This is a genomic window from Planomonospora corallina (assembly GCF_042650625.1).
Classification (GTDB): domain Bacteria; phylum Actinomycetota; class Actinomycetes; order Streptosporangiales; family Streptosporangiaceae; genus Planomonospora_B; species Planomonospora_B corallina.
In genome coordinates this window covers 363457-390435 of record NZ_JBHSBM010000017.1, presented here as the reverse complement: position 1 = coordinate 390435, position 26979 = coordinate 363457, and the positions used below count along the sequence as shown (strand labels likewise).

At 72.8% G+C, this 26979-nt stretch carries 28 protein-coding genes; 17 read left to right on the top strand and 11 right to left on the bottom strand.

The window, feature by feature from the left end; all coding sequences use genetic code 11:
* Nucleotides 1–83: 83 nt before the first annotated feature.
* The 4 genes from ctaD to ACFOWE_RS14940 all read left to right on the top strand — a co-directional run bounded on the left by ctaD (nucleotide 84) and on the right by ACFOWE_RS14940 (nucleotide 3689).
* Nucleotides 84–1790, top strand: a complete 1707-nt coding sequence (gene ctaD / locus ACFOWE_RS14955; RefSeq protein ID WP_377288029.1) for an aa3-type cytochrome oxidase subunit I — start codon at nucleotides 84–86, stop codon at nucleotides 1788–1790.
* Between the two features lie 76 nt (nucleotides 1791–1866).
* Nucleotides 1867–2466: a DUF5709 domain-containing protein gene (locus ACFOWE_RS14950; protein ID WP_377288028.1), complete on the top strand. Its 600-nt coding sequence runs from the start codon at nucleotides 1867–1869 to the stop codon at nucleotides 2464–2466.
* A complete protein-coding gene (locus ACFOWE_RS14945; protein WP_377288026.1) occupies nucleotides 2463–3050 on the top strand; it encodes a hypothetical protein in 588 nt (195 codons plus the stop codon). The genes ACFOWE_RS14950 and ACFOWE_RS14945 overlap by 4 nt, the downstream gene beginning before the upstream one ends.
* A gap of 312 nt (nucleotides 3051–3362) precedes the next feature.
* The gene (locus tag ACFOWE_RS14940) at nucleotides 3363–3689 is read left to right on the top strand and encodes a DUF3040 domain-containing protein (protein WP_377288024.1); all 327 of its coding nucleotides are present in this window, start codon (nucleotides 3363–3365) and stop codon (nucleotides 3687–3689) included.
* Nucleotides 3690–3747: 58 nt separating this feature from the next.
* On the opposite strand, the gene ACFOWE_RS14935 is transcribed toward ACFOWE_RS14940, so the two are convergent.
* From ACFOWE_RS14935 to ACFOWE_RS14925, 3 genes are all read right to left on the bottom strand, one after another.
* A complete protein-coding gene (locus tag ACFOWE_RS14935) occupies nucleotides 3748–4302 on the bottom strand; it encodes a hypothetical protein (RefSeq protein WP_377288022.1) in 555 nt (184 codons plus the stop codon).
* A 214-nt stretch (nucleotides 4303–4516) separates the two neighbouring features.
* Complete coding sequence (locus ACFOWE_RS14930; RefSeq protein ID WP_377288020.1) at nucleotides 4517–5137, bottom strand: Ohr family peroxiredoxin; 621 nt, start codon at nucleotides 5135–5137, stop codon at nucleotides 4517–4519.
* A 175-nt stretch (nucleotides 5138–5312) separates the two neighbouring features.
* Complete coding sequence (locus ACFOWE_RS14925; protein WP_377288018.1) at nucleotides 5313–5564, bottom strand: hypothetical protein; 252 nt, start codon at nucleotides 5562–5564, stop codon at nucleotides 5313–5315.
* Nucleotides 5565–5720: 156 nt separating this feature from the next.
* Between ACFOWE_RS14925 and ACFOWE_RS14920 the strand changes: the two genes are divergently transcribed.
* Nucleotides 5721–6020 (top strand): hypothetical protein, encoded by a 300-nt coding sequence (locus tag ACFOWE_RS14920; protein ID WP_377288016.1) that lies wholly within the window; start codon nucleotides 5721–5723, stop codon nucleotides 6018–6020.
* Between the two features lie 108 nt (nucleotides 6021–6128).
* On the opposite strand, the gene ACFOWE_RS14915 is transcribed toward ACFOWE_RS14920, so the two are convergent.
* Nucleotides 6129–6866, bottom strand: coding sequence for a maleylpyruvate isomerase family mycothiol-dependent enzyme (locus tag ACFOWE_RS14915; protein WP_377288014.1), 738 nt, complete (start codon nucleotides 6864–6866; stop codon nucleotides 6129–6131).
* Nucleotides 6867–7474: 608 nt separating this feature from the next.
* Here ACFOWE_RS14915 and ACFOWE_RS14910 point away from each other — a divergent pair.
* The 5 genes from ACFOWE_RS14910 to ACFOWE_RS14890 are packed head-to-tail and all read left to right on the top strand — an operon-like array spanning nucleotide 7475 to nucleotide 13060.
* Complete coding sequence (locus ACFOWE_RS14910; protein ID WP_377288012.1) at nucleotides 7475–8764, top strand: ABC transporter substrate-binding protein; 1290 nt, start codon at nucleotides 7475–7477, stop codon at nucleotides 8762–8764.
* 27 nt (nucleotides 8765–8791) lie between these two features.
* Nucleotides 8792–9775: a carbohydrate ABC transporter permease gene (locus ACFOWE_RS14905; RefSeq protein ID WP_377288010.1), complete on the top strand. Its 984-nt coding sequence runs from the start codon at nucleotides 8792–8794 to the stop codon at nucleotides 9773–9775.
* A complete protein-coding gene (locus tag ACFOWE_RS14900) occupies nucleotides 9772–10632 on the top strand; it encodes a carbohydrate ABC transporter permease (RefSeq protein WP_377288008.1) in 861 nt (286 codons plus the stop codon). The genes ACFOWE_RS14905 and ACFOWE_RS14900 overlap by 4 nt, the downstream gene beginning before the upstream one ends.
* Entirely contained in the window at nucleotides 10629–12068 is a 1440-nt protein-coding gene (locus tag ACFOWE_RS14895) for a GH1 family beta-glucosidase (protein ID WP_377288006.1), read from the top strand. The genes ACFOWE_RS14900 and ACFOWE_RS14895 overlap by 4 nt, the downstream gene beginning before the upstream one ends.
* The gene (locus ACFOWE_RS14890; RefSeq protein ID WP_377288004.1) at nucleotides 12065–13060 is read left to right on the top strand and encodes a LacI family DNA-binding transcriptional regulator; all 996 of its coding nucleotides are present in this window, start codon (nucleotides 12065–12067) and stop codon (nucleotides 13058–13060) included. Before ACFOWE_RS14895 ends, ACFOWE_RS14890 begins: the two co-directional genes overlap by 4 nt.
* A gap of 132 nt (nucleotides 13061–13192) precedes the next feature.
* Here ACFOWE_RS14890 and ACFOWE_RS14885 read toward each other — a convergent pair whose 3' ends face one another.
* A complete protein-coding gene (locus ACFOWE_RS14885) occupies nucleotides 13193–13447 on the bottom strand; it encodes a hypothetical protein (RefSeq protein ID WP_377288002.1) in 255 nt (84 codons plus the stop codon).
* A 180-nt stretch (nucleotides 13448–13627) separates the two neighbouring features.
* A complete protein-coding gene (locus tag ACFOWE_RS14880; RefSeq protein WP_377288000.1) occupies nucleotides 13628–15040 on the bottom strand; it encodes an aldehyde dehydrogenase family protein in 1413 nt (470 codons plus the stop codon).
* A gap of 368 nt (nucleotides 15041–15408) precedes the next feature.
* On the opposite strand from ACFOWE_RS14880, the gene ACFOWE_RS14875 reads away from it, so the two are divergent.
* Complete coding sequence (locus ACFOWE_RS14875; RefSeq protein WP_377287998.1) at nucleotides 15409–16626, top strand: hypothetical protein; 1218 nt, start codon at nucleotides 15409–15411, stop codon at nucleotides 16624–16626.
* A 152-nt stretch (nucleotides 16627–16778) separates the two neighbouring features.
* On the opposite strand, the gene ACFOWE_RS14870 is transcribed toward ACFOWE_RS14875, so the two are convergent.
* The 5 genes from ACFOWE_RS14870 to ACFOWE_RS14850 form a co-directional block, all read right to left on the bottom strand.
* Nucleotides 16779–17336 (bottom strand): hypothetical protein, encoded by a 558-nt coding sequence (locus ACFOWE_RS14870; protein ID WP_377287996.1) that lies wholly within the window; start codon nucleotides 17334–17336, stop codon nucleotides 16779–16781.
* Nucleotides 17337–17598: 262 nt separating this feature from the next.
* Complete coding sequence (locus ACFOWE_RS14865) at nucleotides 17599–19059, bottom strand: flavin-containing monooxygenase (RefSeq protein WP_377287994.1); 1461 nt, start codon at nucleotides 19057–19059, stop codon at nucleotides 17599–17601.
* Nucleotides 19059–20606, bottom strand: a complete 1548-nt coding sequence (locus tag ACFOWE_RS14860) for a nitrilase-related carbon-nitrogen hydrolase (RefSeq protein ID WP_377287992.1) — start codon at nucleotides 20604–20606, stop codon at nucleotides 19059–19061. Before ACFOWE_RS14860 ends, ACFOWE_RS14865 begins: the two co-directional genes overlap by 1 nt.
* 82 nt (nucleotides 20607–20688) lie before the next feature.
* Nucleotides 20689–21354, bottom strand: coding sequence for a response regulator (locus ACFOWE_RS14855; protein ID WP_377287990.1), 666 nt, complete (start codon nucleotides 21352–21354; stop codon nucleotides 20689–20691).
* Complete coding sequence (locus tag ACFOWE_RS14850; protein WP_377287988.1) at nucleotides 21329–22618, bottom strand: sensor histidine kinase; 1290 nt, start codon at nucleotides 22616–22618, stop codon at nucleotides 21329–21331. The genes ACFOWE_RS14855 and ACFOWE_RS14850 overlap by 26 nt, the downstream gene beginning before the upstream one ends.
* Before the next feature lie 190 nt (nucleotides 22619–22808).
* On the opposite strand from ACFOWE_RS14850, the gene ACFOWE_RS14845 reads away from it, so the two are divergent.
* The 6 genes from ACFOWE_RS14845 to ACFOWE_RS14820 all read left to right on the top strand — a co-directional run bounded on the left by ACFOWE_RS14845 (nucleotide 22809) and on the right by ACFOWE_RS14820 (nucleotide 26961).
* Nucleotides 22809–23168 (top strand): hypothetical protein, encoded by a 360-nt coding sequence (locus ACFOWE_RS14845; protein WP_377287986.1) that lies wholly within the window; start codon nucleotides 22809–22811, stop codon nucleotides 23166–23168.
* Between the two features lie 132 nt (nucleotides 23169–23300).
* Nucleotides 23301–23663 carry a DUF488 domain-containing protein gene (locus ACFOWE_RS14840; RefSeq protein ID WP_377287984.1) on the top strand — a complete coding sequence of 121 codons (363 nt, stop codon included), beginning with the start codon at nucleotides 23301–23303 and terminating at the stop codon, nucleotides 23661–23663.
* Nucleotides 23664–23782: 119 nt separating this feature from the next.
* A complete protein-coding gene (locus ACFOWE_RS14835; protein WP_377287982.1) occupies nucleotides 23783–24232 on the top strand; it encodes a helix-turn-helix transcriptional regulator in 450 nt (149 codons plus the stop codon).
* 5 nt (nucleotides 24233–24237) lie between these two features.
* Nucleotides 24238–24648 (top strand): VOC family protein, encoded by a 411-nt coding sequence (locus tag ACFOWE_RS14830; RefSeq protein ID WP_377287980.1) that lies wholly within the window; start codon nucleotides 24238–24240, stop codon nucleotides 24646–24648.
* A 60-nt stretch (nucleotides 24649–24708) separates the two neighbouring features.
* Nucleotides 24709–25509: a VOC family protein gene (locus tag ACFOWE_RS14825; RefSeq protein WP_377287978.1), complete on the top strand. Its 801-nt coding sequence runs from the start codon at nucleotides 24709–24711 to the stop codon at nucleotides 25507–25509.
* A 177-nt stretch (nucleotides 25510–25686) separates the two neighbouring features.
* On the top strand, nucleotides 25687–26961 hold the full coding sequence (locus ACFOWE_RS14820) for an extracellular catalytic domain type 2 short-chain-length polyhydroxyalkanoate depolymerase (protein WP_377287976.1): 1275 nt from the start codon (nucleotides 25687–25689) through the stop codon (nucleotides 26959–26961).
* The last annotated feature ends 18 nt before the right edge of the window (nucleotides 26962–26979 follow it).

The window sequence follows — 26979 nt, the reverse complement described above, 5'->3', positions numbered from 1 at the left end:
TAATTAGCTCGTCACAGTGTGCGACCGCGCCGCCGGTGTTCCCCGCGGTTCCCGGTGAGGCACCGACCACGTGGAGACGAGTGATGACCACCTACAGACAGCCCGCAGAGGAGCCGCTGACCTCGCCGCTGGCCCCGGTGCACCGGCGCCGCACGGGCGCCGTGATCGCGTCGTGGCTGACCTCCACCGACCACAAGGTGATCGGCTACCTCTATCTGATCACCTCGTTCGTGTTCTTCACGCTCGCCGGCATCATGGCGCTGGTCATCCGCGCCGAGCTGGCCCAGCCGGGCATGCAGCTGGTCAACCAGCTCCAGTACAACCAGCTGTTCACCATGCACGGCGCGGCCATGCTGCTGCTCTTCGCGACCCCGCTGTTCGCGGGGTTCGCCAACGTGATCATGCCGCTGCAGATCGGCTCGCCGGACGTGGCCTTCCCCCGGCTGAACATGGTCAGCTACTGGCTGTTCCTGTTCGGCGGCCTCATCGCGATGTCCGGCTTCTTCACCACCGGCGGCGCGGCGGACTTCGGCTGGACGGCCTACACGACGCTCTCCGACGACACCTTCTCCCCCCAGGCCGGCGGCGACCTGTGGATCGCGGGGCTGGTGATGGCCGGTCTGGGCACCATCCTCGGCTCGGTCAACTTCATCACCACGATCATCTGCATGCGCGCCCCGGGCCTGACGATGTTCCGGATGGCCATCTTCACCTGGAACGTGCTGCTCACCTCGATGCTGGTGCTGATGGTCTTCCCGGTGCTCGCCGCCGCCCTGCTGGCCCTGTACGCCGACCGCAACCTCGCCATGCACATCTTCGACCCCCAGACCGGCGGACCGATGCTCTACCAGCACCTGTTCTGGTTCTTCGGCCACCCCGAGGTCTACGTCATCGCGCTGCCGTTCTTCGGCATCATCACCGAGGTCATCCCGGTCTTCAGCCGCAAGCCGGTCTTCGGCTACGTCGGCCTGGTCGGCGCGACCATCGCGATCGCGGGCCTGTCGATGACCGTCTGGGCGCACCACATGTTCCCGACCGGGCAGGTGCTGCTCCCGTTCTTCTCCTTCATGACGTTCCTGATCGCGGTCCCGACCGGCGTGAAGTTCTTCAACTGGATCGGCACCATGTGGCGGGGGCACGTCACACTGCAGTCGCCGATGCTGTTCGCCGTCGGCTTCCTGGTCACCTTCCTGTTCGGCGGCCTGACCGGCGTCATCCTGGCCTCGCCGCCGCTGGACTTCCACGTGCACGACTCCTACTTCGTGGTGGCCCACTTCCACTACGTCGTCTTCGGCACCGTGGTCTTCGCGATGTTCGCCGGCTTCTACTTCTGGTGGCCGAAGATGACCGGCCGGATGCTCGACGACAGGCTCGGCAAGTGGCACTTCTGGCTGCTGTTCATCGGCTTCCACACCACCTTCCTGGTCCAGCACTGGCTCGGCGCGCAGGGCTTCCCGCGCCGCTACGCGGACTACAGCCCGATCGACGGCTTCACCGACCTGAACATGGTCTCCTCGATCGGCGCCCTCATCCTGGGCGCCTCCACCCTGCCGTTCCTCTACAACGTCTGGAAGACCGCCCGCCACGCGCCGCGGGTGACCGTGGACGACCCGTGGGGCTACGGCAACTCGCTGGAGTGGGCCACCTCCTGCCCGCCGCCCCGGCACAACTTCACCTCCATCCCCACCATCCGCTCCGAGCGGCCCGCCTTCGACCTGCACCACCCGAAGATCGCCGCCCAGGCGCAGCCGCGCCAGCTCGACCCGACCAAGCCCTCCGAGGAGATCTGACTCCGCTCCGGCTGTTACCACCACAGCCCGCTGGGCAGCGGGAGACGGTAGGGGGAAACAGCAGGAAGGAGTCGCTGTGAGCGAGCGCATACCGGAGCAGGATCCGCACTCGCGGTTCGAGGACGAGGGCATTCCGGACCTCCAGGACGGCACTCCGCAGCAGCAGTGGGCGGTGGACCCGCAGGAGGCCCCGCTGCCCGGAGACCATCCGGTCGCGGTCGAGGAGTTCGGGACCACCGTCGACGAGCAGATCCAGGGCGAGTCCCTGGACGGCCGCCTGGACCGGGAGGTCCCCGAGGAGCAGCCGGTGTTCGGGACCGGCGAGAGTGCCGGGACGGCGGCCGGCGCGGCCGGCGGGACCGGCGCCGGGGGCGGGCTGGACCCGGAGATCCCGGACGACCTCGACGGCGGGGTGAGCGAGACGAGCGGGCTCGGCGTGGGTTCCGATCTCGACACCGGATACGAGCGGGACGACGAGGTCGGCCCGGACTGGTCGGCCCAGCCGGAGGAGCCGTCCGGCGCCGTGTGGGACGAGCCGCGCCCCGCCGGGCGCCTGGTCGACACCGACGAGGGCCTGCGTTCCGACACCGAGAAGGACATGGTCGCCGACGAGGTGGGACCGGACCTCGGCGGCTACACGGCCGAGGAGGCCGCCATGCGGGTGGAGCCCGAATGAGCGCGGAAGGAGACAGGAGGACGATGGGCGAGCAGGAACGCAGGAAGGCGGCCGAGAAGGAGCAGTACAAGGGCACGACCTTCGACCCGGAGCTGCACGACATGGGCGGTGACATCGGCCCCGCCTCGATCCGCGGCTCCAACGCCAAGCCGGGCGGGAGCCCCCGCGACGAGGCCGCGCCCAGGAGCGGCTGGTCCAGGCCGATGGGGTTCATGGCCGGACGCGACGACGAGCAGCCGGGCACGGCCGGCTCGGACGCGGGCTCGGTGGCCGCGCGGACCGACGAGCGCGACCACGTCGAGACGGTCGCCGGTCCCGGCCCCTCCCCCATGCCGGAGGGTTTCGAGGGGCCGTTCGACGACCCGGAGGACGCCTCCCGGCGGGCGAGGGGGCCGGTGGAGACCGGGCCCGAGGACGACGCGCCCCGCGGCACCCGGCCGCAGGAGCCTCCGGGCGGGCACGTGGGGGCCGACCTGGACTGGGTGGCCGGGGACACCGACGACCCCGACGGCGGTTCCGGCCGGACCGAGGCCGACGACGGGGGCTACCTCCCCGGGGAGGGGACGGGACGTCCGCTCCCCTGACCCTTCCGCCGGCCTCTCCGTGCCGTCCGTGCGAGCGGCGGGCGGCACGGTGGTCCGTCCGGAGCGATCCCAGACGAACACCATGAAAAGGTGAGATTCCACTCCTTGTTCTGATTCGGGTGCCAAAATTCGGCGATCCTCATGCGGGCGTGGCGTGATCACGAAACGGAGGGGAATTCGTCCTACTGGCTGGAGAAACAGCCGGTAGGTGCTCCCCCTCCTCTCTTGGACGGCCATGTCACCTCTCAGCAGCGCCACCTCGACCGCCCAGACGTCCTGCCGCGCGGGGCTTCCGCCCGGCGGTGACACGCCATGAGCCTGTCGCGGCGCGAGAACCAGATCCTCGCGGAGATCGAGCAGGCGCTGCGCAGGCAGGACCGGGCCTTCGCCTCCCGCATGGACGCGCTGAACGCGGCCCGTCCCGAGGGCGGCCGCTGGGAGCGCTTCGGCTACAACGCCAGCCGCCGGGAGTTCGTCTGCGTCGTCGCCGCCACGTTCATCCTGACCGCCGTACTGGTGGTCCTCACCCTCGCGCTGCCGGACCGCTCGTGCACGCTGCGGACCTCCGCCTCCGCCGGGCCGTCCACCTCCGCCGTCCCGGCGATGACCGAGGTCCGCAGACCCGCCTGCCGCCCCTGAGGGCCCTGAGCCCTGGGGGTCCCTGGGGGTCCTGGGGTCCTGGGGGTCCTGGGGGCCGTCAGCAGGAGGAGAAGGCCCGGCGCACCACGCCCCGGACCACCTCGGCGGGCCGTTGCTGCTCACCGTGGAGTGAGGTCAGCACGACCAGGGCGCCGGTGAGACCCGGCACCACCCACTGCATGACGCGCAACCGCTGCTGCACCCGCGCGATCTCCCGCGGGGTGTCCTCGTCGGGCTTCACCGCGCCCTCCGCGGGCACGTCGCCCGCCCGGTCGAGCTCGGCGCCGAGCTTCCTGCTGTAGGCGGTGGCGGCCAGCGCCGCGCCGGTCACGACCCCCTTCGCCACGGAACTGGCCACCACTCCCTGCTGGGCGGCCACCCTGCCCTTGTTGGCCAGCAGCAGCCCCGCCGATCCGACGAGGTTCATGGCGATGCCCAGCGCGTTGACCGGCGCCCACCGGTTCCATCCGGCGTTCGCCACCCGGGTGCGCTCGCGCCGGTCGCTCACCTGTGAGGCGGCCCCGTTCAAGGCGACGGCGCCCATCAGCGCGCCGCCGAACCAGAGCGCCGTCCCGATGTCGTGCACGGCGCGCACGACCGTGTTGCGTTGCATGTGATCCCCCTGCCGTCGCCGGTGAAGGCGTGGCCTCCCCTGCGGAGACCGCCGTGACGCCATCGCGACGAAGGGTTGCCTACCCGTGTCAGGGGCGCGGTCCGCGCCCCTGCCGTTTCCTGGAGTGATTCCTGGAACACGGTTGGGGCGCGGACCGGTCCCGCCCGCCGCCGGGCTCCCCGGTGCGGGGATCAGGCCCGGCCGGGCGGACCTGTCAGGCGACCCGGACCTCGACCTCCGCGCCGCCCAGCAGCGCCTTGGAGTACGGGCAGTGCCGGTGCGCCTGCCCGGCGAGACGCTCGGCGGTGTCCCGGTCGACCTTCGGCATGCGGACCGTCACCTCGACGCCGATCGCGTAGTCGTCGCTCTTGCCGCGCTTGCGCAGCTCCACGGCCGCCTCGACGCAGGCGTCGGCGGTGTCCGCACCGCTCCGCCCGGCGACGAGCTCGAGGGAGCTGTGGAAGCAGGCCGCGTACGCCGCGGCCATGAGCTGTTCCGGGTTGGGCGCGCCGCCGGGGCCGCCGAGCTGCCGCGGCGCCCTCATCTCGAGGTCGAGCAGCCCGTCGTCCGACGCCACCCGGCCGGCCCTGCCGCCTCCCGAGGAGGCCCGGGCGGTGTAGAGGGTGACGTAGCCGTCAGAACCCTCACGGCCCTCACGGCCCTCCCGGCCCTCGCCGCCGCGGGCCCGGCCGGGGCCGGGCGCGGACCGCGAACGGTCCGGGGCGGTCTCGGCCTCGACGCCGGGCCCCGAGTAGTCGGGTCCCACCACCCGCAGCGGCCTGTCCATCACCGTGCCTCCCGGCCGATCCCGGCCGGTCCTCACGTCATCGTCCATGGGTTGGTCCCCCGATCTTCCCCGCCCGGGACGGGCCTGGCTCCGGCCGTGTCCTGCCGTCCCGGGCCCGGACCTGCATGACACGGCCGGGATCTGCGGATACCTACCCGAGGGGGGAGAGACGACACGGCTCCGTGATCACGATGCCGCCGCACCCGGGGCACCGCCGCGGCACTCAGCCGCTCAGGTCCCGGACGGCGTTCTCGAGCCGCTCCAGCAGCAGGTCCACCTGCTCCTCGGTGATGGTGCCGCCCCCGCCGAGGTGCCGGTCCAGGTCGCGCCGGCGCGCCACGACGAGCCTGCGGTGCTCCTCGTCGATCTGCGCGTCGGACAGGACCATGCAGTCGCCCCGGACGAACACCAGGGCCGTGTCGGGATCGGAAGACTCCAGCAGCCGCCGGACGCAGTCCCGCTCGATGAGTGCCATCGCACACCTCCTCGCCCGCGCGCCGGAGACCCTCCCCCGCGCGGTGTTCCTGCGGACCGATCCCGTTCCCGCTCATGGCCGGATAACCCGCTAAAGCGGGATAAAAGTGAACAAAAAGCGTGCGTGAGGCGGAATCCGCCGGGTAGGGCATGCGCCATGGCTGAGGAGAAGAAGAGTCCCAAGCAGCTCGCCGAGGAACTCGCCACGAACGCGGGCGACGACCCCCGCTTCAAGGACCGCACCCCCGGCGTCCGGGCTCCCCGGAAGATCTCCCGTGAGCAGGCGGACGCCGACATCGCCGGCCGTACCGGCGGGATCGGCACCTCGGGCGGGGGCGGCCCCGGCGGTACGGCGGGGCAGCCGCCGACCGGCCGGGTGCCGGACGACGAGCTGGCCGACACCACTCTGGGCATCGGCCCCACCCCGACCGGGGAGGACGACGAGGAGTTCCGCTGAGGGTCTCGCCGGCGCGGAGTCCCGCCGGGAGCCCCACCGGCGCGCGGCGGCGGAACGTCCTCGTCCGCCCGGCCCGCACCCGGCCCAGGCGAGAGGCCCAGGCGAGGCTCAGGCGAGACAGCGCAGCTCGTCCCTGAGCTCGTGGTCGAGCCTGTCGTCGAGCTCGCGGTCGAGCGGGTGGTCCTCCGGGAGCCTGCCGACCGTCGCCTCGACGAAGACCGGGGCGGGCACCTGCGCGCACACCCCGTGCGCGCACACCCAGATGCGCTCGGCGGTCACCTCGACCTGGACCCCCGGGTCCCGCTCGCAGAGCGCGAAGACCCCCACCTCGGTCCGCCACCAGATCCGGTGGTCGAACTCCTCCTCCGCCGCCGGCGCCCCCACGTCGTCGGCGTGCGTGGCGTACTCGGAGGCGTAGTGGAAGGCCTGCAGGCCCACCGGGTACGGCCCGGCGGAGGTCGGCAGCAGCGCGTCCCCGCCGAGCGCGCGCATGCGTTCGCGGGTCTCCCCGTTGCGGTGCCGCCACTCGGCGAGCACGTCCTCCACCGGCAGGTCTCGGCGGCGCCGCACGCACCAGTCGTTGAAGCCGTTCAGCCCGCCCTCGACGCCCTCGCGCTCCAGCATCGCGTGGAACCCGGCGATGTCGTCGTCCAGGCAGGCGTGGTTGTAGAGCTCCTCCCCGGCGAGGTGGGCCAGGACGTCCCGCACCGACCAGCCCGCGCACCGGGAGGGGCGGTTCCAACCCGCGGCGTCGAGCCGGGAGAAGTGGCGGTCCAGGCGCGCGGCCTCCGCGTCGAAGAGATCGAATGGGTTGATATTTGCTAATTCGTCCGGTTCTCTGGCCATGTCGACAGTGATACCCCGGGGCGCCGCTCCGCAACGGCGCCCCGGGGATCAGTGGCCGGCGACCCGGGGAAGGGCCGGACCGCCGGGGCCCTAACGGTGGACACGGCCGAGGGGCGTCCGCGCCGGGTGCGACGGCGGGCGCGACCGCGAGCGGAGCGGGCCGGTCGCCGCCGCCGCGGTGAGCGGCAGCCGGCGGGACGCGGCCGGGGCTCCGGGACGGGCGCACGGCGCCTCCTCGACAGGGACCAGCAGGGGTCAAGCAGGGGGACACGCTCCGGGGAGCGCTCTCGGAGCAGAGAGTCCCCCCTCCCCCGATCCTTTGTCAAGCACGCGGCTAACCGTCGTGTAACGATCCGCACTCCCAGCGGAAGATGTCCGACTACCTCTGGGAGCGCTCCCTCGATTCTCCAAAGATCTCATATCACCCGCTTCTATCTGCTCTTACACGGGAAGTCCTGAGGGAGCGTTCTCCTGATCAGCGGATCCCGGACCCCGCCCGGTAACGGCGATCGTTACCCCGGCGGGCGTTGACATGCGACGCCGGAGAGAACAACCTCTCCAGGGAGCGCTCTCTTCATGATCGTTTTTCTGGACCCTGGGAGGGTTCCATGGGCAAGCTCCGCCCCCTCGCCCCGATGCTCGCCGCCGTCGCGCTGACCGTGGCCGCGGCCGCCTGCGGCAGCGGCGGCGACACCGCCGCCGACACCGCCTCCGGCGCCCCGGCCGAGAAGATCAAGCTGACCGTCGGCCTGTTCAGCGACTTCCACTTCGCGCCGCTGTACGAGGAGTTCAAGAAGACGCACCCCAACGTGGAGATCGTCGAGCGCCGCGCGCAGTTCAACGACCACCACACCAACCTCGTCACGCAGCTGGCCACCGGGGCGGGCGCCGCCGACGTCGTGGCGGTGGAGAGCGGCTACGTCGCCACCTTCACCCCGCTGCCCGGCAAGTTCCACAACCTCAAGGACTACGGCCTGGACAAGCGGCAGGGCGAGTACCTCGACTGGAAGTGGCAGCAGGGCGTCTCCAACGACGGCTCCGCCCTCCTCGGCCTGGGCACCGACGTCGGCGGCCTGGCCATGTGCTACCGCCCCGACCTGTTCGAGAAGGCCGGCCTGCCCACCGACCGCGACGAGGTCTCGAAGCTCTGGCCCACCTGGGAGCAGTACATCGAGACGGGCAGGAAGTTCGCCGCGGCGAAGGTCGAGGGCGCCGCGTTCACCGACGGCTCGGGAGAGCACTTCCGCGCCATGGTCGAGCAGGCCCCGGTCGGCTACTACGACGACCAGTACAACGTCGTCGCCGCCACCAACCCGGACGTGAAGAAGGCCTTCGACCTGTCGGTCCAGATGATCGACGCGGGCCTGTCGGCCAAGCTCGCCGCCTTCAGCCCGCCGTGGAACACCGGCATCGCCAAGGGCAGCTTCGCCACCATGGTCTGCCCCGCCTGGAAGACCGGCACGATCAAGGACCAGAAGCCCGGCGAGGGCACCTGGGACATCGCCGCGGTGCCCGGCGGCGGCGGCAACCAGGGCGGCACCCACCTGATGCTGCCCAAGCAGGGCAAGCACCCCAAGGAGGCCGCCGAGCTGATCGACCTGCTGACCAGCAAGGAGAGCCAGATCAAGCTCTTCAAGGAGGCCAGCGCGCTGCCCTCACTGCCCGCCCTCTACGACGACCCCGCCGTGGCCGAGTACGTCAACCCGTACTTCGGCAACGCCCCGATCGGCAAGATCTTCACCGGCGCGGCCAAGTCCCTCAAGCCGCAGAAGGTCGGTCCCAAGGCCGGCGACATCTTCAAGGCGTTCGGCGACGCCCTGCAGCGCGTCGAGCAGGGCAAGCAGAAGCCCGACGAGTCCTGGGCCCAGGCGCTCAAGGACATCGAGAAGATCAAGTAATCCCTCGACGATCCGAGAGGAGCCGCCATGGCCACGCGCGCACCGGACCGCCCGGCGGCGGCCCCACCGGGCAGGCCGGTGCGGGCCGGCCACGGCCCCCGCCGGGCCCTGTACCGCCAGTGGGTCCACCGCCTCGACACCAAGGGCTCGCCCTACGCCTACGTGACGCCGTTCTTCCTGCTGTTCTCCGCCTTCGGGCTCTTCCCGCTGGCCTACACCGCCTGGGTGAGCCTGCACGAGTGGACGTTGCTGGAGGACGAGCACGAGTTCGTCGGCCTGGATAACTTCAGCACGCTGCTGGCCGACGACTACTTCTGGAACGCCACCTTCAACACCCTGTCCATCGGGGTGCTGTCCACCGTGCCGCAGCTGGTGCTGGCCATCTGGCTGGCCCATCTGCTCAACCGGCCGCTGCGGGCGCAGACGCTCTTCCGCGTCACGCTGCTGCTGCCCAACGTGACCAGCGTGGTGGCGGTGGTGGTGATCTTCAGCCAGCTGTTCGGCCGCGACTTCGGCCTGATCAACTGGGTGCTCTCCCTGGCCGGGGTGGACCCGATCGCCTGGAACGAGGGCACGGCCAGCTCGCACGCCGCCATCTCCGTCATGATCATGTGGCGGTGGACGGGCTACAACGCGCTGATCTTCCTGGCCGCGATGCAGGCCGTACCGCGCGAGCTGTACGAGGCGGCCACCATCGACGGGGCGGGCGAGCTCACCCAGCTCCGCAGGATCACCATCCCGATGATCAAACCCACGATCGTCTTCGTGGTGATCACCTCGACGATCGGCGCCATGCAGATCCTCGCCGAGCCGCTGCTGTTCGGCACCTACAGCGTCTCGGGCGGGCCCGACCGGCAGTACCAGACGCTCGCGCTGTTCATCTACGAGAACTTCACCAAGCTCAACTTCGGCTACGCCTCGGCCATCTCCTGGATGATGTTCCTCTTCATCGTGCTGGCCGCCGGCGTCAACTACCTGCTCACCCGCCGCACGAAGGGAGGCCTGACGTGACCGCCGTCGCGCGGGCGAAGCCCGGACGGGTCCGGCGCCGCGCCGGCGGCGCCGGCCGGCTCACCTATCTCACCCTGCTGGCGGTGGCGTTCTTCTCGGCGCTCCCGCTCTACTACAGCGTCGTGGTGGCCTCCCGCGACAACGCGGCCCTGGCCGAGGTGCCGCCGCCGCTGCTGCCCGGCGGGAACTTCTTCGCCAACGTGGCCCGGGTCTTCGACACCGTGCCCTTCGCCCTGGCGATGCTCAACTCCGTCCTGGTGGCCGGGTCGATCGCCCTGGCGGTGATGTTCCTGTCCACCCTGGCCGGGTTCGCCTTCGCCAAGCTGCGCTTCCGCGGCCGCAACGCGCTGCTGCTGCTCACCGTGGCGACCATGATGGTCCCCTCGCAGCTGGGCATCATCCCGCTCTACATGCTCATGGTGAAGCTGGAGTGGACCGGGAGCATGTACGCGCTGGTCGTGCCCGCGCTGGTCAACGCGTTCGGCGTCTTCTTCATGACGCAGTTCCTGTCGCGGGCCCTGCCGACCGAGCTGCTGGAGGCCGGCCGGGTCGACGGCTGCAGCACCTGGGGTCTGTTCTGGCACGTGGTACTCCCGGTCGCCCGCCCGGCGGCGGCCGTGCTCGGCATGCTCACCTTCATGTCGGCCTGGAACGACTACTTCTGGCCGCTGGTCGTCCTCACCCCGGAGAACCCGACGGTGCAGGTCGCCCTGTCCACCCTGGCCGCCGGCTACGTCAACGACTACGTGCTCGGCCTGGCCGGCACCGCGCTCGGCACGCTGCCGCTGGTCATCGTGTTCGGCCTGCTCGGCAAGCAGATCATCGGAGGAATCATGCAAGGAGCCGTCAAGGGATGACCGTCGTCAACACCCGGGGGACCGCGCCCTCGTACCTGACCGAGGGGCGGGCGGACTTCCCCGCGGGCTTCGTCTGGGGCGCCGCGACGGCGTCCTACCAGATCGAGGGCGCCGCCGCGGCGGACGGCCGCGGGCCCTCCATCTGGGACACCTTCTCCCACACGCCCGGCAAGGTGGCCGGCGGCGACACCGGCGACGCCGCCTGCGACCACTACCACCGCTACCCGGGCGACGTGCGGCTCATGGCCGAGCTGGGGCTGCACGCCTACCGGTTCTCCGTGGCCTGGCCGCGGATCCAGGCCACGGGCTCCGGCCCGGCCAACCCGGCGGGCCTCGCCTTCTACGACCGGCTCGTCGACGAGCTGCTCGCCGCCGGGATCACCCCGTACGCCACGCTCTACCACTGGGACCTGCCGCAGGCCCTGCAGGACGCCGGCGGCTGGGCCGAGCGCGGGACCGCCTTCCGGTTCGCCGAGTACGCCGAGCTCGTGCACGCCCGGCTGGGCGACCGGGTCCGCAACTGGGCCACGCTCAACGAGCCGTGGGTGTCGGCCTTCCTCGGCTACGCCTCCGGCGTGCACGCGCCCGGCGTGCAGGACCCGGCCGCCTCCTTCCGCGCCGCCCACCACCTGCTGCTCGGCCACGGGCTGGCGGCCCGGGCGCTGCGCGCGGCGGGGGCCGAGGAGATCACCCTGGTGATCAACTCCTCCCCGGTCGTCACCCCCGCCCAGGTCCACGACCCCGGCGCCCCCGTCACGGAGGCCGACGCCGAGGCGGTGCGCCGGGTGGACGCGCTGCTCACCCGGCAGTTCCTCGACCCGGCGCTGCGCGGGCACTACCCCGCCGAGGTGCTCGAGATCGTGGAACGGCACGGCGGCACGGCGCACATCCTCGACGGCGATCTGGAGACGATCCACCAGCCGATCGACCTGGTCGGGATCAACTACTACAACCCGTGCGTGGTCGAGGCCGGCCCCGGCGAGCCCGCCAACCCGGCCTGGCCCGGCACCGAGGACGTGCGCTTCGGCCCGGCCGAGGCGCCGGTCACCGCGATGGGCTGGCCGATCGTGCCGACCGGCCTGTCCCGCCTGCTGCTGCGCCTGGCGGCCGACTATCCCGAGATCGGCCTGATCGTCACCGAGAACGGCGCGGCCTTCGACGACGCCGTGGGCGACGACGGCCGCGTCCGCGACGCCGACCGGATCGCCTATCTGGACGGGCACCTGCGCGCCGTGCACGCCGCCCTGGAGGGCGGCGCCGATCTGCGCGGCTATATCGTATGGTCACTGCTGGACAACTTCGAGTGGGCCGAGGGCTACCGGCGGAGGTTCGGGATCGTGCACGTCGACTTCGAGACCCAGCGGCGCACCCCCAAGGACAGCGCGTTGTGGTACCGCGACGTCATCCAGCGGAACGGAGTCCGTGGACCGGAATGAAACGACCCACTCTGGAGGCGGTCGCCGCCCGGGCAGGAGTGTCCAAGTCGAGCGTCTCCCGGGTCGTCAACGGCCAGGCCACCGTCACGCCGGAGATCCGCGAGCTGGTCATGCGGGCCGTCAAGGAACTGGGCTACGTGCCCAACCCCGCGGCCCGCAGCCTGGTGACCCAGCGCACGGACGCGGTCGCCGTGATCGTCTCCGACCCCCCTGCCGGGCTCGTCTCCGACGACCCGATGTTCTCCATGGTCGTGCGCGCCGCCAGCCGCGAGCTGGAGGCGGCGGGCAAGCAGGTGGTGCTGATGCTCGCGGGCTCGCCGGAGAGCCACCGGCGGGTGGAGCGGTTCGTCTCGGCCGGGCACGTGGACGGCGTCATGCTCGTGTCGATGCACGGCGCCGATCCGCTGCCGGCCGTGCTGGCCCGGCTGGGCCTGCCGGTGGTCTCCCACGGCCGGCTGGGGGTGCCGGTGGACGTGCCGTACGCCGACAACGACAACCTCGGCGGCGCCGCGCAGGCCGTACGGCACCTGCTGGAGCAGGGGCGGCGGCGGATCGCCACCATCGCCGGGCCGCTGGACATGACCGCCTCCCAGGAGAGGCTCACCGCCTACCGGGAGACGCTGCGCGGCACCGGCCGCCGGTCGATCGTCGCCCTCGGCGACTTCACCCGGGTCTCCGGGGTGGAGGCCATGCGCCAGCTGCTCCAGGACGACCCGGCGCTGGACGCGGTGTTCGCCGCCAACGACCTCATGGCCATCGGCGCGCTGCGGACCCTGCGCGAGGCGGGCCGCCGGGTCCCCGACGACGTGGCGGTCGTGGGCTACGACGACATCGAGGCCTCGCTCTACACCGACCCCCCGCTCACCACGGTGCGCAGCCCCATGGGCGACCAGGCGGTGGCCACGGCGCGCCTCCTGCTCGGTCTGCTGGAGGGCGGTCCGGCGGACTCGGTGGTCCTCCCCGCCGAGCTGGTCGTCCGCGAGTCGGCCTGAGCCCGCTCCCGGCCCCGGGCACGGCGGCCCCGGGCGCCTCCACGCGGCGGGCCGGGCGCCTCCGCGCGGCGGGGCCCGCGTCCCGTGCGCCGGGACGCGGGCCCCTGCGGGGATCACGCGGAGGAGCGCGGCTCAGCCGTACCTGATCGCGTTGGCCACCATCGCGATCAGGATCAGCGCCCCCACGCCGACCACGGCCATGCCGCGGACCGCGGACCAGGCGTCCGCCTTCGCCTTGGGGATCTTGTCCGCGGCGGTCTTCGCCTCCTTGATCGCCGTCCCCCACCCCGCCCAGGTGTCCTTCGTCCGCTGGAAGCGCCGCCCGACGAAGAAGGCGATGAACGCGATCACGATGAGGACGACGACCCTGCCGTCCGAGCTTTCCACGGGCCACCCCCTGCGGGAGAGACAGGTCGAGTTCACTCAACGTACGGCAACACTCACTGTCTGGCCAGGGAGACCGCGAAACGGCCCGGCCCGGGTGCGCGGGGCGCGTCCGGGCCGGGGCGGTGCGGGAGGAGGGCCCGGGGGCCGGGGCGGGCGCGGAGAGGCCCGCCCGGGGAGGGCTCAGGGGGCCGCGATGTGCACGACCTTGGTGTGGGTCATCTCGTCGAGCAGCTCGGGACCGTAGCCGAAGCCCTCTCCGCTCGCCCCGAGGGGCTGCGCCGCGCCGCCCGGCGCCCCGCCGAAGACCGCGTTGACCTTCACCGTGCCGGCGCGCAGCTCCCGCCAGGCCCGCTGCACGTGGGCGAGCGAGGGCGTGAGCACGGTGGCGGCGAGGCCGTACTCCCCGGTGTTGGCGCACGCGATCGCCTCGTCGAAGCTCTCGACCACGCGGACCGCCGCGACCGGCCCGAACGTCTCCTCCGTCATCACCGCCATGTCGTCGGTGCAGCCGGCCAGCACGGTCGCCGGGTAGAAGGCGCCGGGGCCGTCGGGGATCCGGCCGCCGGTCAGCGGGCGCGCTCCCGCGGCCACCGCCGCCCGCACGTGCTCGTGCACGGCCTCGCGGTGCCGCCGGTCGACGAGCGGGCCGAGCGTGGTCGCCTCGTCGAGGCCGGGGCCCATCCGCAGCGCCTCGGCAGCCGCGACGAGACAGGTGGTGAACGGCTCGGCGACCGAGCGGTGCACGTAGATCCGCTCCACCGAGGTGCAGATCTGCCCGGCGTTGGCGAAGCAGCCGAGCGCGGCCTGCGCGGCCGCCCACTTCGGGTCGACCCCCTCGTCCACGATCAGCGGGTCCTTGCCGCCGTTCTCCCGGAGCACCCGGCAGCGGGCCACGGCGGCGATCTCGCGCCCGGCCCGGGTGGAGCCCACGTGGGCGACCAGGTCCACCCCCGGGTGGACGGCGAGCGACGCGCCCGCGCCCGCGTCCCCGGCGACCATGGCGAGCACGCCCGGCGGCAGGTCCTCGGCGAGCAGCTCGACCAGGCGGGCCCCGGTGTGCGGGGTGCGCTCCGACGGCTTGTGCACCACCGTGCTCCCGGTCACCAGGGCGGCGCCGGCCAGGCCGCAGGTGATCGCCACCGGGTCGTTCCACGGTGTGATCACGGCGACGACCCCGCGCGGCTCCCGGACCATCAGGTCGGTGGCGCCCCAGCCGCCCTGCAGGCTGCGCCCGCCGTGCAGCGGGCCCAGCTCGGCGTACTGCTCCAGCGTCCCGGCGCCGGCCTCGACGCCGCCGCGCGCGTCCGCCAGCGGCTTGCCCATCTCCCTGGTCACCAGCAGGGCCAGCTCGCCGGCGTGCTCCCTGATCCGGGCGGCGGCGCGGCGCAGCAGCGCGCCGCGCTCGGCCGGGGCGACGCGCGCCCAGCCGGGGGCGGCCGCGCGCGCCGACCGCACGGCGGCCTCGACGTCCTCGGCGCAGCCGCGCGGGCACTCGCCCACGCGCTCGCCGGTCGCGGGATCGTCCACGGCGATCGCGGCGGTGCTCGCGCTCGCCCGCCACCCGCCGTCCGTGAAAAGCCAGTGCGTTCTCATGGCCGCTCCCTACCCGGCCGGCGGGCGGCAATCTCCCATGCCCGGCCCATGCGGAGTCCAGCCGCCTCCCCGCTTCCCGCGCCTGCGGCGCCCCGCGCACACCGGTCGCACGCCGGCGTCCGCGTCATCTTCCGGGAGAAGCGTCATCTTCCGGGAGAAGACGGGACTCGCGAAGCCGCTCACCGCGCCGATGGGCCGGCCATCCGGACGGGCCGCCGCTCCCGCGGTCCACCGAGGTCAAGCACCGTCCAACGATCCGGGATTCCGGTCCAAATCATGATGGCGGCGGGTTTTCCCGGTTCGGCGCTCGGGAACCACATTCGATTGCAGAGCCGGATATGTCTGAAAAAGCCGCGCGAAGAGGTCGGATGAAGGAACGCGAGAAGCCTCTCCCCCGACTGACCGTCGCCACGGGAGTGATATCCGTCCTTCTGGTGACGTCAGGATTCGTCGGTTATTTCGGGATCGAGAATCTGGGCGAGGCTCTAGCCTTCACCGGCAGGTTCACCGGGGCGCTCTTCGTCATCGCCTCGGCGGTTACGGCCCTGTCGGCGGTCGCGGCCGTCGACCACTGGTTCCGGAGGAGCTACGAGCACTCCGGTCTGATCGTCCTGACCGGCACCGGGATCGCGTTCATGGTGAACTTCCTGCTGATGATCACGATCATCAGGGACGGGGAGAGGAGCCTGCCCACGATCTGCTGGACGGCCCTCGTCGCCGGGTCCGCGTGGGCGCTCTACGCCGTCCACCGGACGGGCATCCCGATTCCGGCACCCGGGAAGTTCGGGATCGCAGCGCTGGTGACCACCCTCGTCGCCGTCGGGGACTTCGGTTACTCCCAGCTGTACGAGCCGTACGAGCAGTCGACGCACGTGGTGCTGGAGGCGGATTTCGGCACCCCGGTGCGCCACCCCGGGATCATCTCACTGCCGGTGAACGTGAAGATCGCGAACAACGGCGAGGTGGGGGTGTACGTCCTGGCGAACGAGTACCAGGTCCTGGGAAGGAAGGCGGCCGTCCACCGGAAGGAGCGCGAGAGGGAGAACTGGCGGTCCGACGCGGCGGACGGCTACCCGGTCTCCCGCTACACGGAGATCAAGTACTTCGACCTGGTCAGGAAGGCGAAGTTCATGGAGGTGTTCGGGGAGTGGCTGAACCCGGGAGAGGAGGTGAACGTCCACCATCTGGTGGAGGTCCCGACCGCGGCCTCCTACGACATCGCACAACTCCAGGCGTTCGCCCTCATCTCGCGGAAGGACAGGATGAGCATCGAAGGCGACCTGTGGGATCCGGTGGAGCTCTCCTGGGAGGATCCCGCGAGGCGCGGAAACGAGTCGGATTTCATCGAGTTCCGCGACAGGATCCACGAGAACAACTCCGTCGCGGAGTTCACGAGGTATCCCCGCTTCCTTCTCATACGGCAGTACGTGAACGAGGGCGTCCTTCCCGAGGTGGCCGTCCTCAGAGAAGGGGAGGACCACCGCGAGATGTCCGATGAGGAATTCAACGACATGGTGACCCGCTACGGACTCATAAGCATCACCACGGGCTGGAAGGAGACGTCCCTTCGAGCGGCCGATCGTTGACGGTCTGCGACCGGAGAACCGGCCCCCGCGCGTTTCCCGCCATGGCGGACCTCCGCGGAGGACTCCGCCGGCCCTCCTCGATCACGCCTGGCCGGTCGCCTTCGCCCTGGACCCGTGGCCCACGGCGCCGGACCGGCGGATCCACCGGTTCCCTACCGTCCGCGAGGCGGTCTCCGCACGGTCTTCCTCTTGGGCGTTCCTCCTCCGGGACACGGGCCGTAGTTGCCCTCGTTGGTGACGGAACCCTGGCCGGAGATCTGGATCGTCCCGGAGAAGCGGATGCACCTCACCTTCGGCTGCATCTTCATCTTCTTCGTCAGGGGGCCGATGTGGCTCTTGTACCTGCCGGCCATCTCCTCCATGTCGAACCGGGTGCCGGTTATCGATCCGAGTCCGACCCGCATCGCGGCGGGCTTCCCCGGAGCGGCCGACTTCACGGTCACGGCGCAGTACTCGCCGGTCCTCTTCCGGTGGAGGAGGTGGACCTTTCCCAGGACCCGGGATCCCGGCTCGTAGTCCACGACTTCTCTGTCCGCGACCTTCCTGAACCCCGCACCACATATCTTCGCGACGTCGGGGGCGGTCTCGGCCGCCACGGCGTCCGCGGTGAGCATTGAGGCCGCGGTGACGACCCCCAGGGCGGTGGCGACGGCTTTCTTCCGGAAGATCTCCATGGGTACGCCCTCGATGTGGTTCCAGGGATTCCTCACGCGTCCTCGGTCCGCGACCCGCGGTGACGAACGGGAGGAAGGGCATGGCCCGCGCGGCCGCGGCGAGGAACCGGCCGCACCGCGCCGGCCGTCTCAGGATCTCCGGCGGGCGGGGCGGAGATCCCTCGGAGGCCGCTGTCCCGCAAATCCTCTGGTTCCAGCCTCGGGCAGCGGACTCCAAGGAGGCAACGACGGCCGCGTAAAGGTTGCCCCTATCTCCGTCCGGCCGCCGAGTGCTGCGGGGACGGACCGCACCGCGCGGCTACCGGGCCTTCACGTGGTAGTGCTCGGGCCGGGGGCGCCGGGTCATCCTGCCGTACCGCACGGTGCTGAACGGCCAGTTGTTGGTGACCCGGCCGGAGGCGGTCTTGTACCAGCTGGTGCAGCCGCCCTGCCAGGACGTACGGCTCAGCGCCTCCTGGACGAGCCGGTCGTAGGCCGCCATCGCCTCCTCCCGCACGTCCATCCAGGCCAGGCGGTGGCGCGTCATGAGCCGCACGCAGCGCAGGATGTGCTCGGCCTGGTGCTCCAGCATCAGCACGATCGAGCTGTGGCCGAGGTTGGTGTTGGGGCCGTACATCATGAACAGGTTCGGGAACCCGGGGACCATCATGCCGAGGAAGGCGAACGCCCCGTCGCTCCACGTCTCGGCGAGCTTGCGCCCGCCCCGGCCGGTCACCTCGACCGGCGCGAGGAACTCCGTGGCGCGGAAGCCGGTCGCGTAGATCAGCGTGTCCGCCTCGTGCAGGCGTCCGTCGGCGGTGCGGATCCCGGTGGGGGTGATCCGCTCGATCGGCTCGGTCACCAGCTCCACGCCGGGGCGGGTGAGCGCGGCGTAGTAGTCGCCGGCGATGACGACCCGCTTGCAGCCGATCGGGTAGTCCGGGGTGAGCCTGCGCCGCAGCTCCGGGTCGCGCACCTCCTCGCGCAGGAACGCGCCCGCCCACCGCCGCTCGGCGATCCGGCCGAGGGCGGGGAAGACGATCGGCAGCATCATCACCTCCTGCCGCCAGAACAGCGACCACCGGTAGGCCCGCCGGAGCCCGGGCACGTACCGCAGCAGCCGGCGCGCCCAGGGCCGGTAGGGGAAGTCGTTCTTGGGCACGACCCACGACGGGGTGCGCTGGAAGGTGGTCAGCTTCCCGGCCGCCGGGGCGATCCTCGGCACGAACTGGGCGGCGGTGGAGCCGTTGCCGATGACCGCCACGGAGCGGCCGGTCAGGTCGTGGTCGTGCCGCCACCACGCCGAGTGGAACGCCGTCCCGGCGAACTCCCCGGCGCCGGGGATGTCCGGCAGGAGGGGGCGGCTGAGCTGGCCCGTCGCGAATACCACGACGTCGGCCTCCTGCTCGGTCCCGTCGGCGAGGGTCAGCCGCCAGGTCCCCGTCCCGTCCTCGAAGCGGGCCGCGGTCACCTCGGTGTTCAGCCGCAGGTGCGGGCGCAGGCCGTAGGAGCCGGCGCAGCGCCGCAGGTACGCCAGGATCTCGGCCTGCTCCGGGTAGCGGCGGCTCCATCGCGTCGAGGGCGCGAACGAGAAGGAGTACAGGTAGGACGGCACGTCACAGCTGAGGCCGGGATAGGTGTTGGCCAGCCAGGTGCCGCCGACGTCCTCCGCACCGTCGTAGACCGTGAAGGACTCGACGCCGGCTCCCTTCAGCCGGATGGCCATGCCCAGGCCGCCGAAGCCTGCGCCGATGATCGCTATACGGGGGCTGTTCGCCATCAGCTTCCCTCCACGGGACCGGGATCCGCCTGTGCCCCGATCATCGCGGCCCTCTCCCGGTCCGTCGAGAGCAAATCCGAACGTCGTTCAGTTTTCCGGGAGGCGCGGGACGGCCGCGCGGCCCGGGCGAGCCGTACGGCCGCGGAGCCTCCGGCGACGGCGGCGGCCGCCAGGCAGAGCCGGGCGAACCAGTCGCCCCAGCGGGTGTAGAGGGTGCCCGTCCCGCCGGCCGGGACGGCCGCGACGACGGTCGTGAGCGCGCGGCTCCCGGCCCCCCGCTCGGCGAGCACGCGCCCGTACGGGTCGCTCGCCGTCAGGTCGCCGTTCGCGGCGCTGCGTGCGACCGAGAAGCCGTTCTCCACCCCCCGCACCACCGCGGGCCGGGAGTGGTGCCAGGCGTCGCGGTCGAAGTCCCAGGCGGGCACGAGCATGATCCGGGCGCCGCTCCGGCGGTACTCGCGGGCCAGGCCCGGGAAGTCCAGGTCCCGGCAGATCGCCACGCCCGAACCGCCGGCGACCAGGATCCGGTCCCCCGGCCGGTACGGCTCGACGCCGGGCACCATGTGCCGCTTGTGGTAGACCCGCGGCCCGCCTCCGGAGGCGGGCAGGAGCACGGCCGTGTTGCGGGCGGCGTCGGTGACGATCACTCCGGCCACGATGTCCAGCCGCCGGTCGCGGGCCAGCTCCGCCAGCGGACCGGTGATCCGCGCGAGGTTCGCCGTGTCGGTGACGAAGGCCCCCTCGGCCAGCACCGCCGTCTCCGTGCCCGGAGGCAGGGCGCGCAGGCGCGCCAGCACGTCGGCGAGCTTCCGCCGTCCTCGCGGCGTGTCCACCGGCGCCCAGTCGCCGCGCTGCCCCGCGGCCAGCAGCGCCACGGTCCGCCGCGGGCCCGGAGGCTCGGCGAGCCGCACGGCCCCGTACCCGGCCGCCGCGGCGAGCAGGAGCAGCGCCACGAGAGCGGTGCCCAGCCGGGCGCGCCGCGCCGCCCCCGGGGCGCAGAGCGCGGCGGCGGCCGCCGGCACGCCCGTCAGCGCGAACGTGACGCCCCACACGCCGGTGAGGGAGGCGAGCTGGATCACCGGGAGCACGCCGGCCTGGGTGTAGGCCAGGCTCCACAGCGCCCCGTGCGGTCCGAGGACCGACATCAGGTACTCGCCGCTCACCCAGATCACGGGCACGGACAGCGCCGCCCGGCCCGGCCGGCCCCGCCGCGCGAGAGCGCGGAAGGCCAGCACCGCCGCGACCGCGAGCAGCGCCGGAGCGGTCACGACGGCCACCGCGGCCGGAAGCGGCGTCTCCAGCTGCTCCCGGTGGAAGCTCCACATGTTCAGCCCGCCGGCGGCCCAGGCCGCGAACGCCGCGCCGGCCGCGGCGGGAGCGGGCGCCCGCGGCGCGAGCAGCAGGACCGGGAGCGGCGCGAGCCAGGTCAGCCAGGGGACCGGGGTGAGCCCGGTGCCGTGGAAGAGCAGGCCCGCGGAGAGAGCCGCGGAGAGGACGGCCGCGGGGACGGCGGAGAGGGCCGCGGCGGGAACGGGTGGCGGGCGCATCGGAATCTCCTCGGGAAGGACGGGCTTGCGATGCTGCCCGCCGGCGCGCCCGGGCGGATCGCCGCCGGGAGTGAACCCGCGCTCATTCCGGGGAGTGAGTGCCCGCCACCACCAGGCCGGACTCGTAGGCGAAGACCACCGCCTGCGCCCGGTCCCGCAGCCCCAGCTTGGCCAGCAGGTTGCTGACGTGGGTCTTGACCGTGTGCTCGCTCACGCACAGCGCCGAGGCGATCTCCGCGTTGGAGCACCCCCGCGCCACCTGCTCCAGGGTCTCCCGCTCCCGGGCGGTCAGCTCGCCGAGCCGGGCTCTCAGCCGGGGGACGGCGCCGCCCCTGCGCGCCAGGTCCGCGATCAGCCGCCGCGTGACGGTCGGGGCCAGCAACGCCTCGCCCGCGGCGACCACGCGGACGGCCTCGACCAGGACGTCCCGGTGCGCGTCCTTCAGCAGGAACCCGCTCGCCCCGGCCCGCAGCGCGGCGTAGACGTACTCGTCGAGGTCGAACATCGTGAGCACCAGGACCCTGGCGTCGGTGCGCGCGCAGATCCGGGCGGTCGCCTCGACCCCGTCGACGCCCGGCATCCGGATGTCCATCACCACCACGTCGGGGCGGAGCTCGACCGCGCGCCGGACGGCCTCGGCGCCGTCGGCCGCCTCACCGACGACGGAGATGCCGGGCTGGGAGTCCAGGATCAGAGAGAAGCCGCCGCGGAACAGGTCCTGGTCATCGACGACGAGCACGCGCGGCATCGGCGGTCCCCTCCTCTCCGAACGACGGTGTCTCCTCTCCGGAGGGCGGCTTCTCTCCAAGCGGCAGCGTCTCCTCTCCGAGCGGCGTCTCCTCTCCGAGCGGCAGCGTCGCGACGACGGCGAACCCGCGCCCGTCCGGCCCGGGCCCCGTCCGCAGCGTGCCACCGCAGGCCACGACCCGCTCCCGCATACCGATCAGGCCGTGTCCGGCGACGGCGGCTCCGTCCGGGCCGGAGCCGTCGTCGGTCACCTCGATCCGCAACGCGTCCGGCGACCTGCGCAGCAGGACCCGCGCGGTGGCGCCTCCTCCCGCGTGCCGGAGGGTGTTCGTCAGCGCCTCCTGGACGAGCCGGTAGGCCGCGATGTCGACGTCGGCGGGGAGCGGCCCGCTCTTCCCGCGGCACTCGACGGCCACCTCCAGACCGGCCTCCCCGAACCGTCCGGCCAGCCGGTCCACCGCGTCCAGTCCCGGCGCCGGCTCGAACCCGGAACCCGCGAACCCGGAACCCGCGGGCCCGGAGCCGCCGTCGTCCGACCGCAGCGCGCCGAGCACACGGCGGAGCTGGCCGACCGCCTCGCGCCCGGTCCGGGCGATCGCCTCGAACGCGGCCTCCGCCCGCCCGGGGTCGGTGCGCGTCACCAGGGAACCCGCGTCCGCCTGGACGACCATGACGCCGACCGAGTGCGTCAGCACGTCGTGCATGTCGCGCGCGATGCGGGTGCGCTCGCGGGCGGCGGCCGCCGCGCGCTCCTCCTCCAGGCGGGGGGGNNNNTCCAGCACGGCGATCTCGGCTCCGCGCGCCCGGGCGCCGGTGCCCAGCGCGTAGGCGGCGGCGAACGCCATGCCGACATAGCCGAAGGAGTCCGGCGACTCGCCCGGCACCGTGAGGGAGACGATCAGCAGTCCCCCGCCGGCCACCAGGCTCCCCAGCCGCCGCCGCCGCGGGCTCAGCGCCGCCACGGTGTACACCGACACCAGCGCGCCGTACGGCAGCGGCGGCACCGCGTGGGCCAGCGCGAGCCCGGTCGTGGCGGCGCCCACCACCGCGCCGGTGCGGACGGGCGCCCTCCGCCTCCACAGCAGCGGCACCGACGCGCCGAGCCCCAGCACCGCGGCCCACGCTCCTCCGTGGGCCCACCGCAGCCCGGCCCAGAGCGTCGCGGCGGCCACCGCGGCCGTGATCGCCGCGTCGACGGCGGACGCCGGGACTCCGCCCGGCCCGGTGGCCGGCTTCCGCGGGAGGGCGGTGGGGAGGGTCGGCATCGCGCGGCTCCTGGGAGGGGCTCCGGGGCCGGGACGGCTCCGCCCGGACTCCGTCCGGATCCCGTCCCGTCCGGCTGATCGTATCCGGCCGGACGGGCGCCGCCCCACCGTCACGATCATGGATCGGGGCCCGCGCCGAGGGCACGCCTCCCCCGCGCGCCCGGCCCGCGCTCCGCGCCGTGTCCGTGCCGTGTGCGCGCCGGCCCTCGCCGAGGCCCGGCTGTCGCTGTTCCACCCGCTCGCCCTGGCCGGGTTCCTCGTGACGGTGGCGGGGCTGCCCGACGAGCCGTGGGAGGGGCCGCGGGTCGCCTTCCGGGCGCTCACCCTCTATCCGGTGCTGCCCTGGGCCGTGTCCGTGTTCTTCGCCGCGAACCTGCGCGCCACCGCTCCGCGCAGGGCCGGCGTGGAGGAGCTGCTGTCCACCGCGCCGGCCGGCCGGGCGCGCCGCACCGCGCTGTGCGGGCTCGGGGCCGCGCTGCTGGGGACGGCGACCGCCCGCTGGACGCCGTGGCGGGGCGCGGGTCCTGGCTCGGCGCCGGCGCCGTGCTGACCGCCGTCGCGGTGGCCTCCGGCATCGGGCAGCTGCCGTGACCGGCGTGGCCATGGCGTTCCCGCACATGTCCCGCCGCGGAGCCGGGCACGTCCTCACGGTGACGGCTCCGGACAGGAAGGACCGGACACGATGTCATCACGCGTACGGCTGCGCCGTGTCTACGACCCGCCCTCCACCGAGGACGGCGCCCGGGTCCTGGTCGACCGGATCTGGCCGCGCGGCCTGTCCAAACAGGAGGCGCACCTGGGCCTGTGGCTCAAGGAGGTCGCCCCCTCCTCCGGGCTGCGCACCTGGTACGGCCACGCGCCCGAGAGGTTCGAGGAGTTCCGCGACCGCTATCTCGACGAACTCACCGACGACGAGCGCGGTGCCGCCCTCGGCAGGCTCCGCGAGCTGCTCCGCGACGGAACGGTGACCCTGCTGACCTCGACCAGGGACGTCCGGCACAGCCACGCCGCCGTTCTCGCCGCCCTGCTCGACGAGCCCGCCTAGACCGTGTCCCCCCGGAAGGTCCGCAGTACGGGCCGGTGCTCCTCGGCCGGCGTTCCTCGGCCGGTGCCCGGCCGACGCACGCGGGGGGGCGGCGTGCGACCATGGCCCCCATGGCCCCCATGGCCGACAGGCATACGCAGGAGCGGCGGTTGCGCGACATCGCCGTCATCCGCCGCGTCCGCGACCGGATCGACCGCGAGTACGCCCAACCGCTGAACGTCGGGGCGCTGGCCCGTGGGGCGCACATGTCGGTCGGGCACCTGAGCAGGGAGTTCCGCCGCGTCTACGGTGAGTCGCCGTACTCGTATCTGATGACCCGGCGGATCGAACGGGCCATGACGCTGCTGCGCCGCGGAGACCTCAGCGTCACCGAGGTCTGCTTCGCGGTGGGCGCGTCCTCGCTGGGGACGTTCAGCACGAGGTTCACCGAGCTGGTCGGCGTGCCCCCGAGCGTCTACCGCCGTGACCACTCGCAGGCGGCGGCGGGCATCCCTCCGTGCCTGGCCAAGCAGGTGACCAGACCGGTCAGGAATCAAGAAGCGCGCACCCCGCGGCCACGCCTAGCGTGAGCGGCGTGAACATCACCATCCACCACGCCTTCATCCCGCACACCGACCCCGAGGCCGCTCTGGCCTTCTACCGCGACATCCTCGGATTCGAGGTCCGCAACGACGTGGGCTACGAGGACATGCGCTGGATCACCGTCGGGCCGGCCGGACAGCCCGGAACCTCCATCGTGCTGCACCCGCCGGCCGCCGACCCCGGCGTCACCGAGGACGAGCGGCGCACCGTCCTGGAGCTGATCACCAAGGGCGCCTACACCGCGATCACCCTGGCCACCGACGACCTCGACGGCCTCTTCCAGCGTCTGGAGGCCGCCGGCGCGGACGTGGTCCAGGAACCCATGGACCAGGGGTACGGAGTCCGGGACTGCGCCTTCCGCGACCCGGCCGGCAACCTCGTCCGCGTCAACCAGCTCCCCTGAACCGGGCCCGAAGACCCCGCCGGGACCATCAAGGCCCGACCTCACGAAGGAATCATCCCCATGGCGCTCTCGGCCGGCATCATCACCCTCGGCGTGCCTCAGGTGGAGGCCGCCCACGCCTTCTACGCCACCGTGTTCTCCCCCGCGGCCACCGGCGACGAGCAGACCGCCGGCCTGGACCTGCACGGCACCGGACGTCTCCTCCTGCGCCGGATCGACGCACTCGCCGGCGACGCCGGAACGAGCCCGGCCGCCTCCGGCTTCCGCGGCTACGTCCTGTCCTCCGTCGTCAACCGGCCCGGCGAGGTCGAGGCCCTCCTCGGCGCCGCCACCGCCGGTGGCGCGACGGTCGTCAAACCGGCGAGGAAGCGGCTCTTCGGCGAGTTCGCCGCCGTCTACCGGGCACCGGACGGGGCGGTGTGGAAGCTCGCCGCGGCCTCCAAGAAGGACACCGGGCCCGTGCGCGCACCGGTGAAGCCGATCGAGACGGCGATCTACCTCGGCGTCGCGCGGCCGAAGGCGTCCAAGGTCTTCTACGAGGCACTGGGCATGAGCGCCGACCGGGACTACGGAGACAAGTTCGTCGACTTCACCATCGCGGGCGGCGTCTGGCGCCTGGGCCTGATGCCGCGCGGAGCGCTCGCCGAGGACGCCGGTGTCGACGAGCACGGCAGCGGCTTCCCCGCCGCCGTCCTCACCCACACCGCCGCCTCACGCGACGAGGTCGACGCCCTTCTCCGGACCGCGGACTCCGCCGGCGGGCGGGTCACCGCCGCGGCGGCGCGGACCGATCAGGGCGACTACACCGGACACTTCACCGACCCGGACGGCCACCACTGGACGATCACAGCACACACGTGACCGGGGCCGCCCCGGGCCGGTGAACGCCGGCCCGGGGCGGCGGCCGCGCCCCGGCGCCGGCGCCCGATGATGGTGATCCACGCCACATCGCCGCCCCGAAGAGTGAGGGTGCGCCACCTGGGCCGGGGCCTCCGGCGGATTCAGGATGACGGGCATCCCCCCACCCGGAGGCATCCGATGAAGTTGACGAGAGCACTCGCGACCGCCCTGGCGGTGGTCGCGGCGGCCGTGACCGGCGTGACGGCCGCGGCCGCCGCCGTCCCCCCGCCCGTGCAGGGCACACTCCAGCGCCACGACATCACGGACGTGTACGTCTCGGGCCTGTCGTCCGGCGGCTTCATGGCCAACCAGCTGCACGTCGCCCACTCGACGGTGTTCAGGGGCGCCGGGATCTTCGCGGCGGGCGCCTACCGGTGCGCCCAGGGCAACCTGGGGTACGCGCTGAACGCCTGCATGGACACGTTGCTGCCCCGCAGGACCCCGGCGGAGCTGGCGGCCGAGACCCGGAGCCTCTCCTCGGCCGGCAGGATCGACCCGGTGTCCGGGCTCGCCGGCTCCCGGGTGTACCTCTACCACGGCACCGCGGACGGCACGGTGGAGCAGCCGGTCAACGACGACCTGGCCGCCTACTACCGCCTCCTCGGCGCCGACGTCGTCTACGACAGCGACTCCGGCGCCGGGCACGCCTGGGTGAGCCCGCTGGGACCGAACTCCTGCTCCTCGACCGCCTCGCCGTACGTCAACCGGTGCGGAGACGGCGACCCGGTCGGGGACATGCTCGGCCACCTCTTCGGCGCCGCCCCCGCTCCCGCCGCCGAGTCCCTGACGGGGAGGCTGGTCCGGTTCGACCAGGGCCCCTACGTCCCGGGAGGGGACCCGGCAGCCGTCAGCATGGGCGGGGAGGGCTTCGCCTACGTCCCCCGGGACTGCGGGTCCGGCCCGTGCCGGCTGATGGTCGCGCTGCACGGCTGCTACCAGTACTACGGGCTGGTGGGGGACGCCCTGATGGAGACGGCGTACCTCAACGAGTACGCCGACACCAACCGCATGATCGTGCTCTACCCGCAGGCGACGACCGCCTCCGACAATCCGCGTGGTTGCTGGAACTGGTGGGCGTACGGCGGGGACACCGCCTACGCGGAGAAGGCCGGCAGGCAGGTCACCGCCCTGTTCGCCATGGTCCGCGCGCTGGGCGGCGCGGACGGGGGCGAGCCCACCGCCACCCCGACCGTGACGCCGACGGCCACTCCCACGGCGACCCCCACTGTGACCCCCACTGTGACCCCGGCGTGCGTGACGGCGAGCAACTACGCGCACGTGGTCGCGGGCCGGGCCTACCACCAGGCCGGTTTCGCCCACGCCAGGGGCTCCGGCCAGAACCTCGGCCTGTGGAACGTCCACGTGACCAGCTCCATCAGGGAGACCGGCCCCGGACACTGGGTGAGGTGCTGACCGGGCCCGCGGGGGGCG

Coding starts and splice junctions, on each gene's coding strand:
- ctaD (WP_377288029.1), top strand. CDS start 84: ATGACCACCTACAGACAGCCCGCAGAGGAGCCGCTGACCTCGCCGCTG.
- ACFOWE_RS14945 (WP_377288026.1), top strand. CDS start 2,463: ATGAGCGCGGAAGGAGACAGGAGGACGATGGGCGAGCAGGAACGCAGG.
- ACFOWE_RS14940 (WP_377288024.1), top strand. CDS start 3,363: ATGAGCCTGTCGCGGCGCGAGAACCAGATCCTCGCGGAGATCGAGCAG.
- ACFOWE_RS14935 (WP_377288022.1), bottom strand. CDS start 4,302: ATGCAACGCAACACGGTCGTGCGCGCCGTGCACGACATCGGGACGGCG.
- ACFOWE_RS14930 (WP_377288020.1), bottom strand. CDS start 5,137: ATGGACGATGACGTGAGGACCGGCCGGGATCGGCCGGGAGGCACGGTG.
- ACFOWE_RS14925 (WP_377288018.1), bottom strand. CDS start 5,564: ATGGCACTCATCGAGCGGGACTGCGTCCGGCGGCTGCTGGAGTCTTCC.
- ACFOWE_RS14920 (WP_377288016.1), top strand. CDS start 5,721: ATGGCTGAGGAGAAGAAGAGTCCCAAGCAGCTCGCCGAGGAACTCGCC.
- ACFOWE_RS14915 (WP_377288014.1), bottom strand. CDS start 6,866: ATGGCCAGAGAACCGGACGAATTAGCAAATATCAACCCATTCGATCTC.
- ACFOWE_RS14910 (WP_377288012.1), top strand. CDS start 7,475: ATGGGCAAGCTCCGCCCCCTCGCCCCGATGCTCGCCGCCGTCGCGCTG.
- ACFOWE_RS14905 (WP_377288010.1), top strand. CDS start 8,792: ATGGCCACGCGCGCACCGGACCGCCCGGCGGCGGCCCCACCGGGCAGG.
- ACFOWE_RS14895 (WP_377288006.1), top strand. CDS start 10,629: ATGACCGTCGTCAACACCCGGGGGACCGCGCCCTCGTACCTGACCGAG.
- ACFOWE_RS14890 (WP_377288004.1), top strand. CDS start 12,065: ATGAAACGACCCACTCTGGAGGCGGTCGCCGCCCGGGCAGGAGTGTCC.
- ACFOWE_RS14880 (WP_377288000.1), bottom strand. CDS start 15,040: ATGAGAACGCACTGGCTTTTCACGGACGGCGGGTGGCGGGCGAGCGCG.
- ACFOWE_RS14875 (WP_377287998.1), top strand. CDS start 15,409: ATGAAGGAACGCGAGAAGCCTCTCCCCCGACTGACCGTCGCCACGGGA.
- ACFOWE_RS14865 (WP_377287994.1), bottom strand. CDS start 19,059: ATGGCGAACAGCCCCCGTATAGCGATCATCGGCGCAGGCTTCGGCGGC.
- ACFOWE_RS14860 (WP_377287992.1), bottom strand. CDS start 20,606: ATGCGCCCGCCACCCGTTCCCGCCGCGGCCCTCTCCGCCGTCCCCGCG.
- ACFOWE_RS14855 (WP_377287990.1), bottom strand. CDS start 21,354: ATGCCGCGCGTGCTCGTCGTCGATGACCAGGACCTGTTCCGCGGCGGC.
- ACFOWE_RS14840 (WP_377287984.1), top strand. CDS start 23,301: ATGTCATCACGCGTACGGCTGCGCCGTGTCTACGACCCGCCCTCCACC.
- ACFOWE_RS14835 (WP_377287982.1), top strand. CDS start 23,783: ATGGCCGACAGGCATACGCAGGAGCGGCGGTTGCGCGACATCGCCGTC.
- ACFOWE_RS14825 (WP_377287978.1), top strand. CDS start 24,709: ATGGCGCTCTCGGCCGGCATCATCACCCTCGGCGTGCCTCAGGTGGAG.
- ACFOWE_RS14820 (WP_377287976.1), top strand. CDS start 25,687: ATGAAGTTGACGAGAGCACTCGCGACCGCCCTGGCGGTGGTCGCGGCG.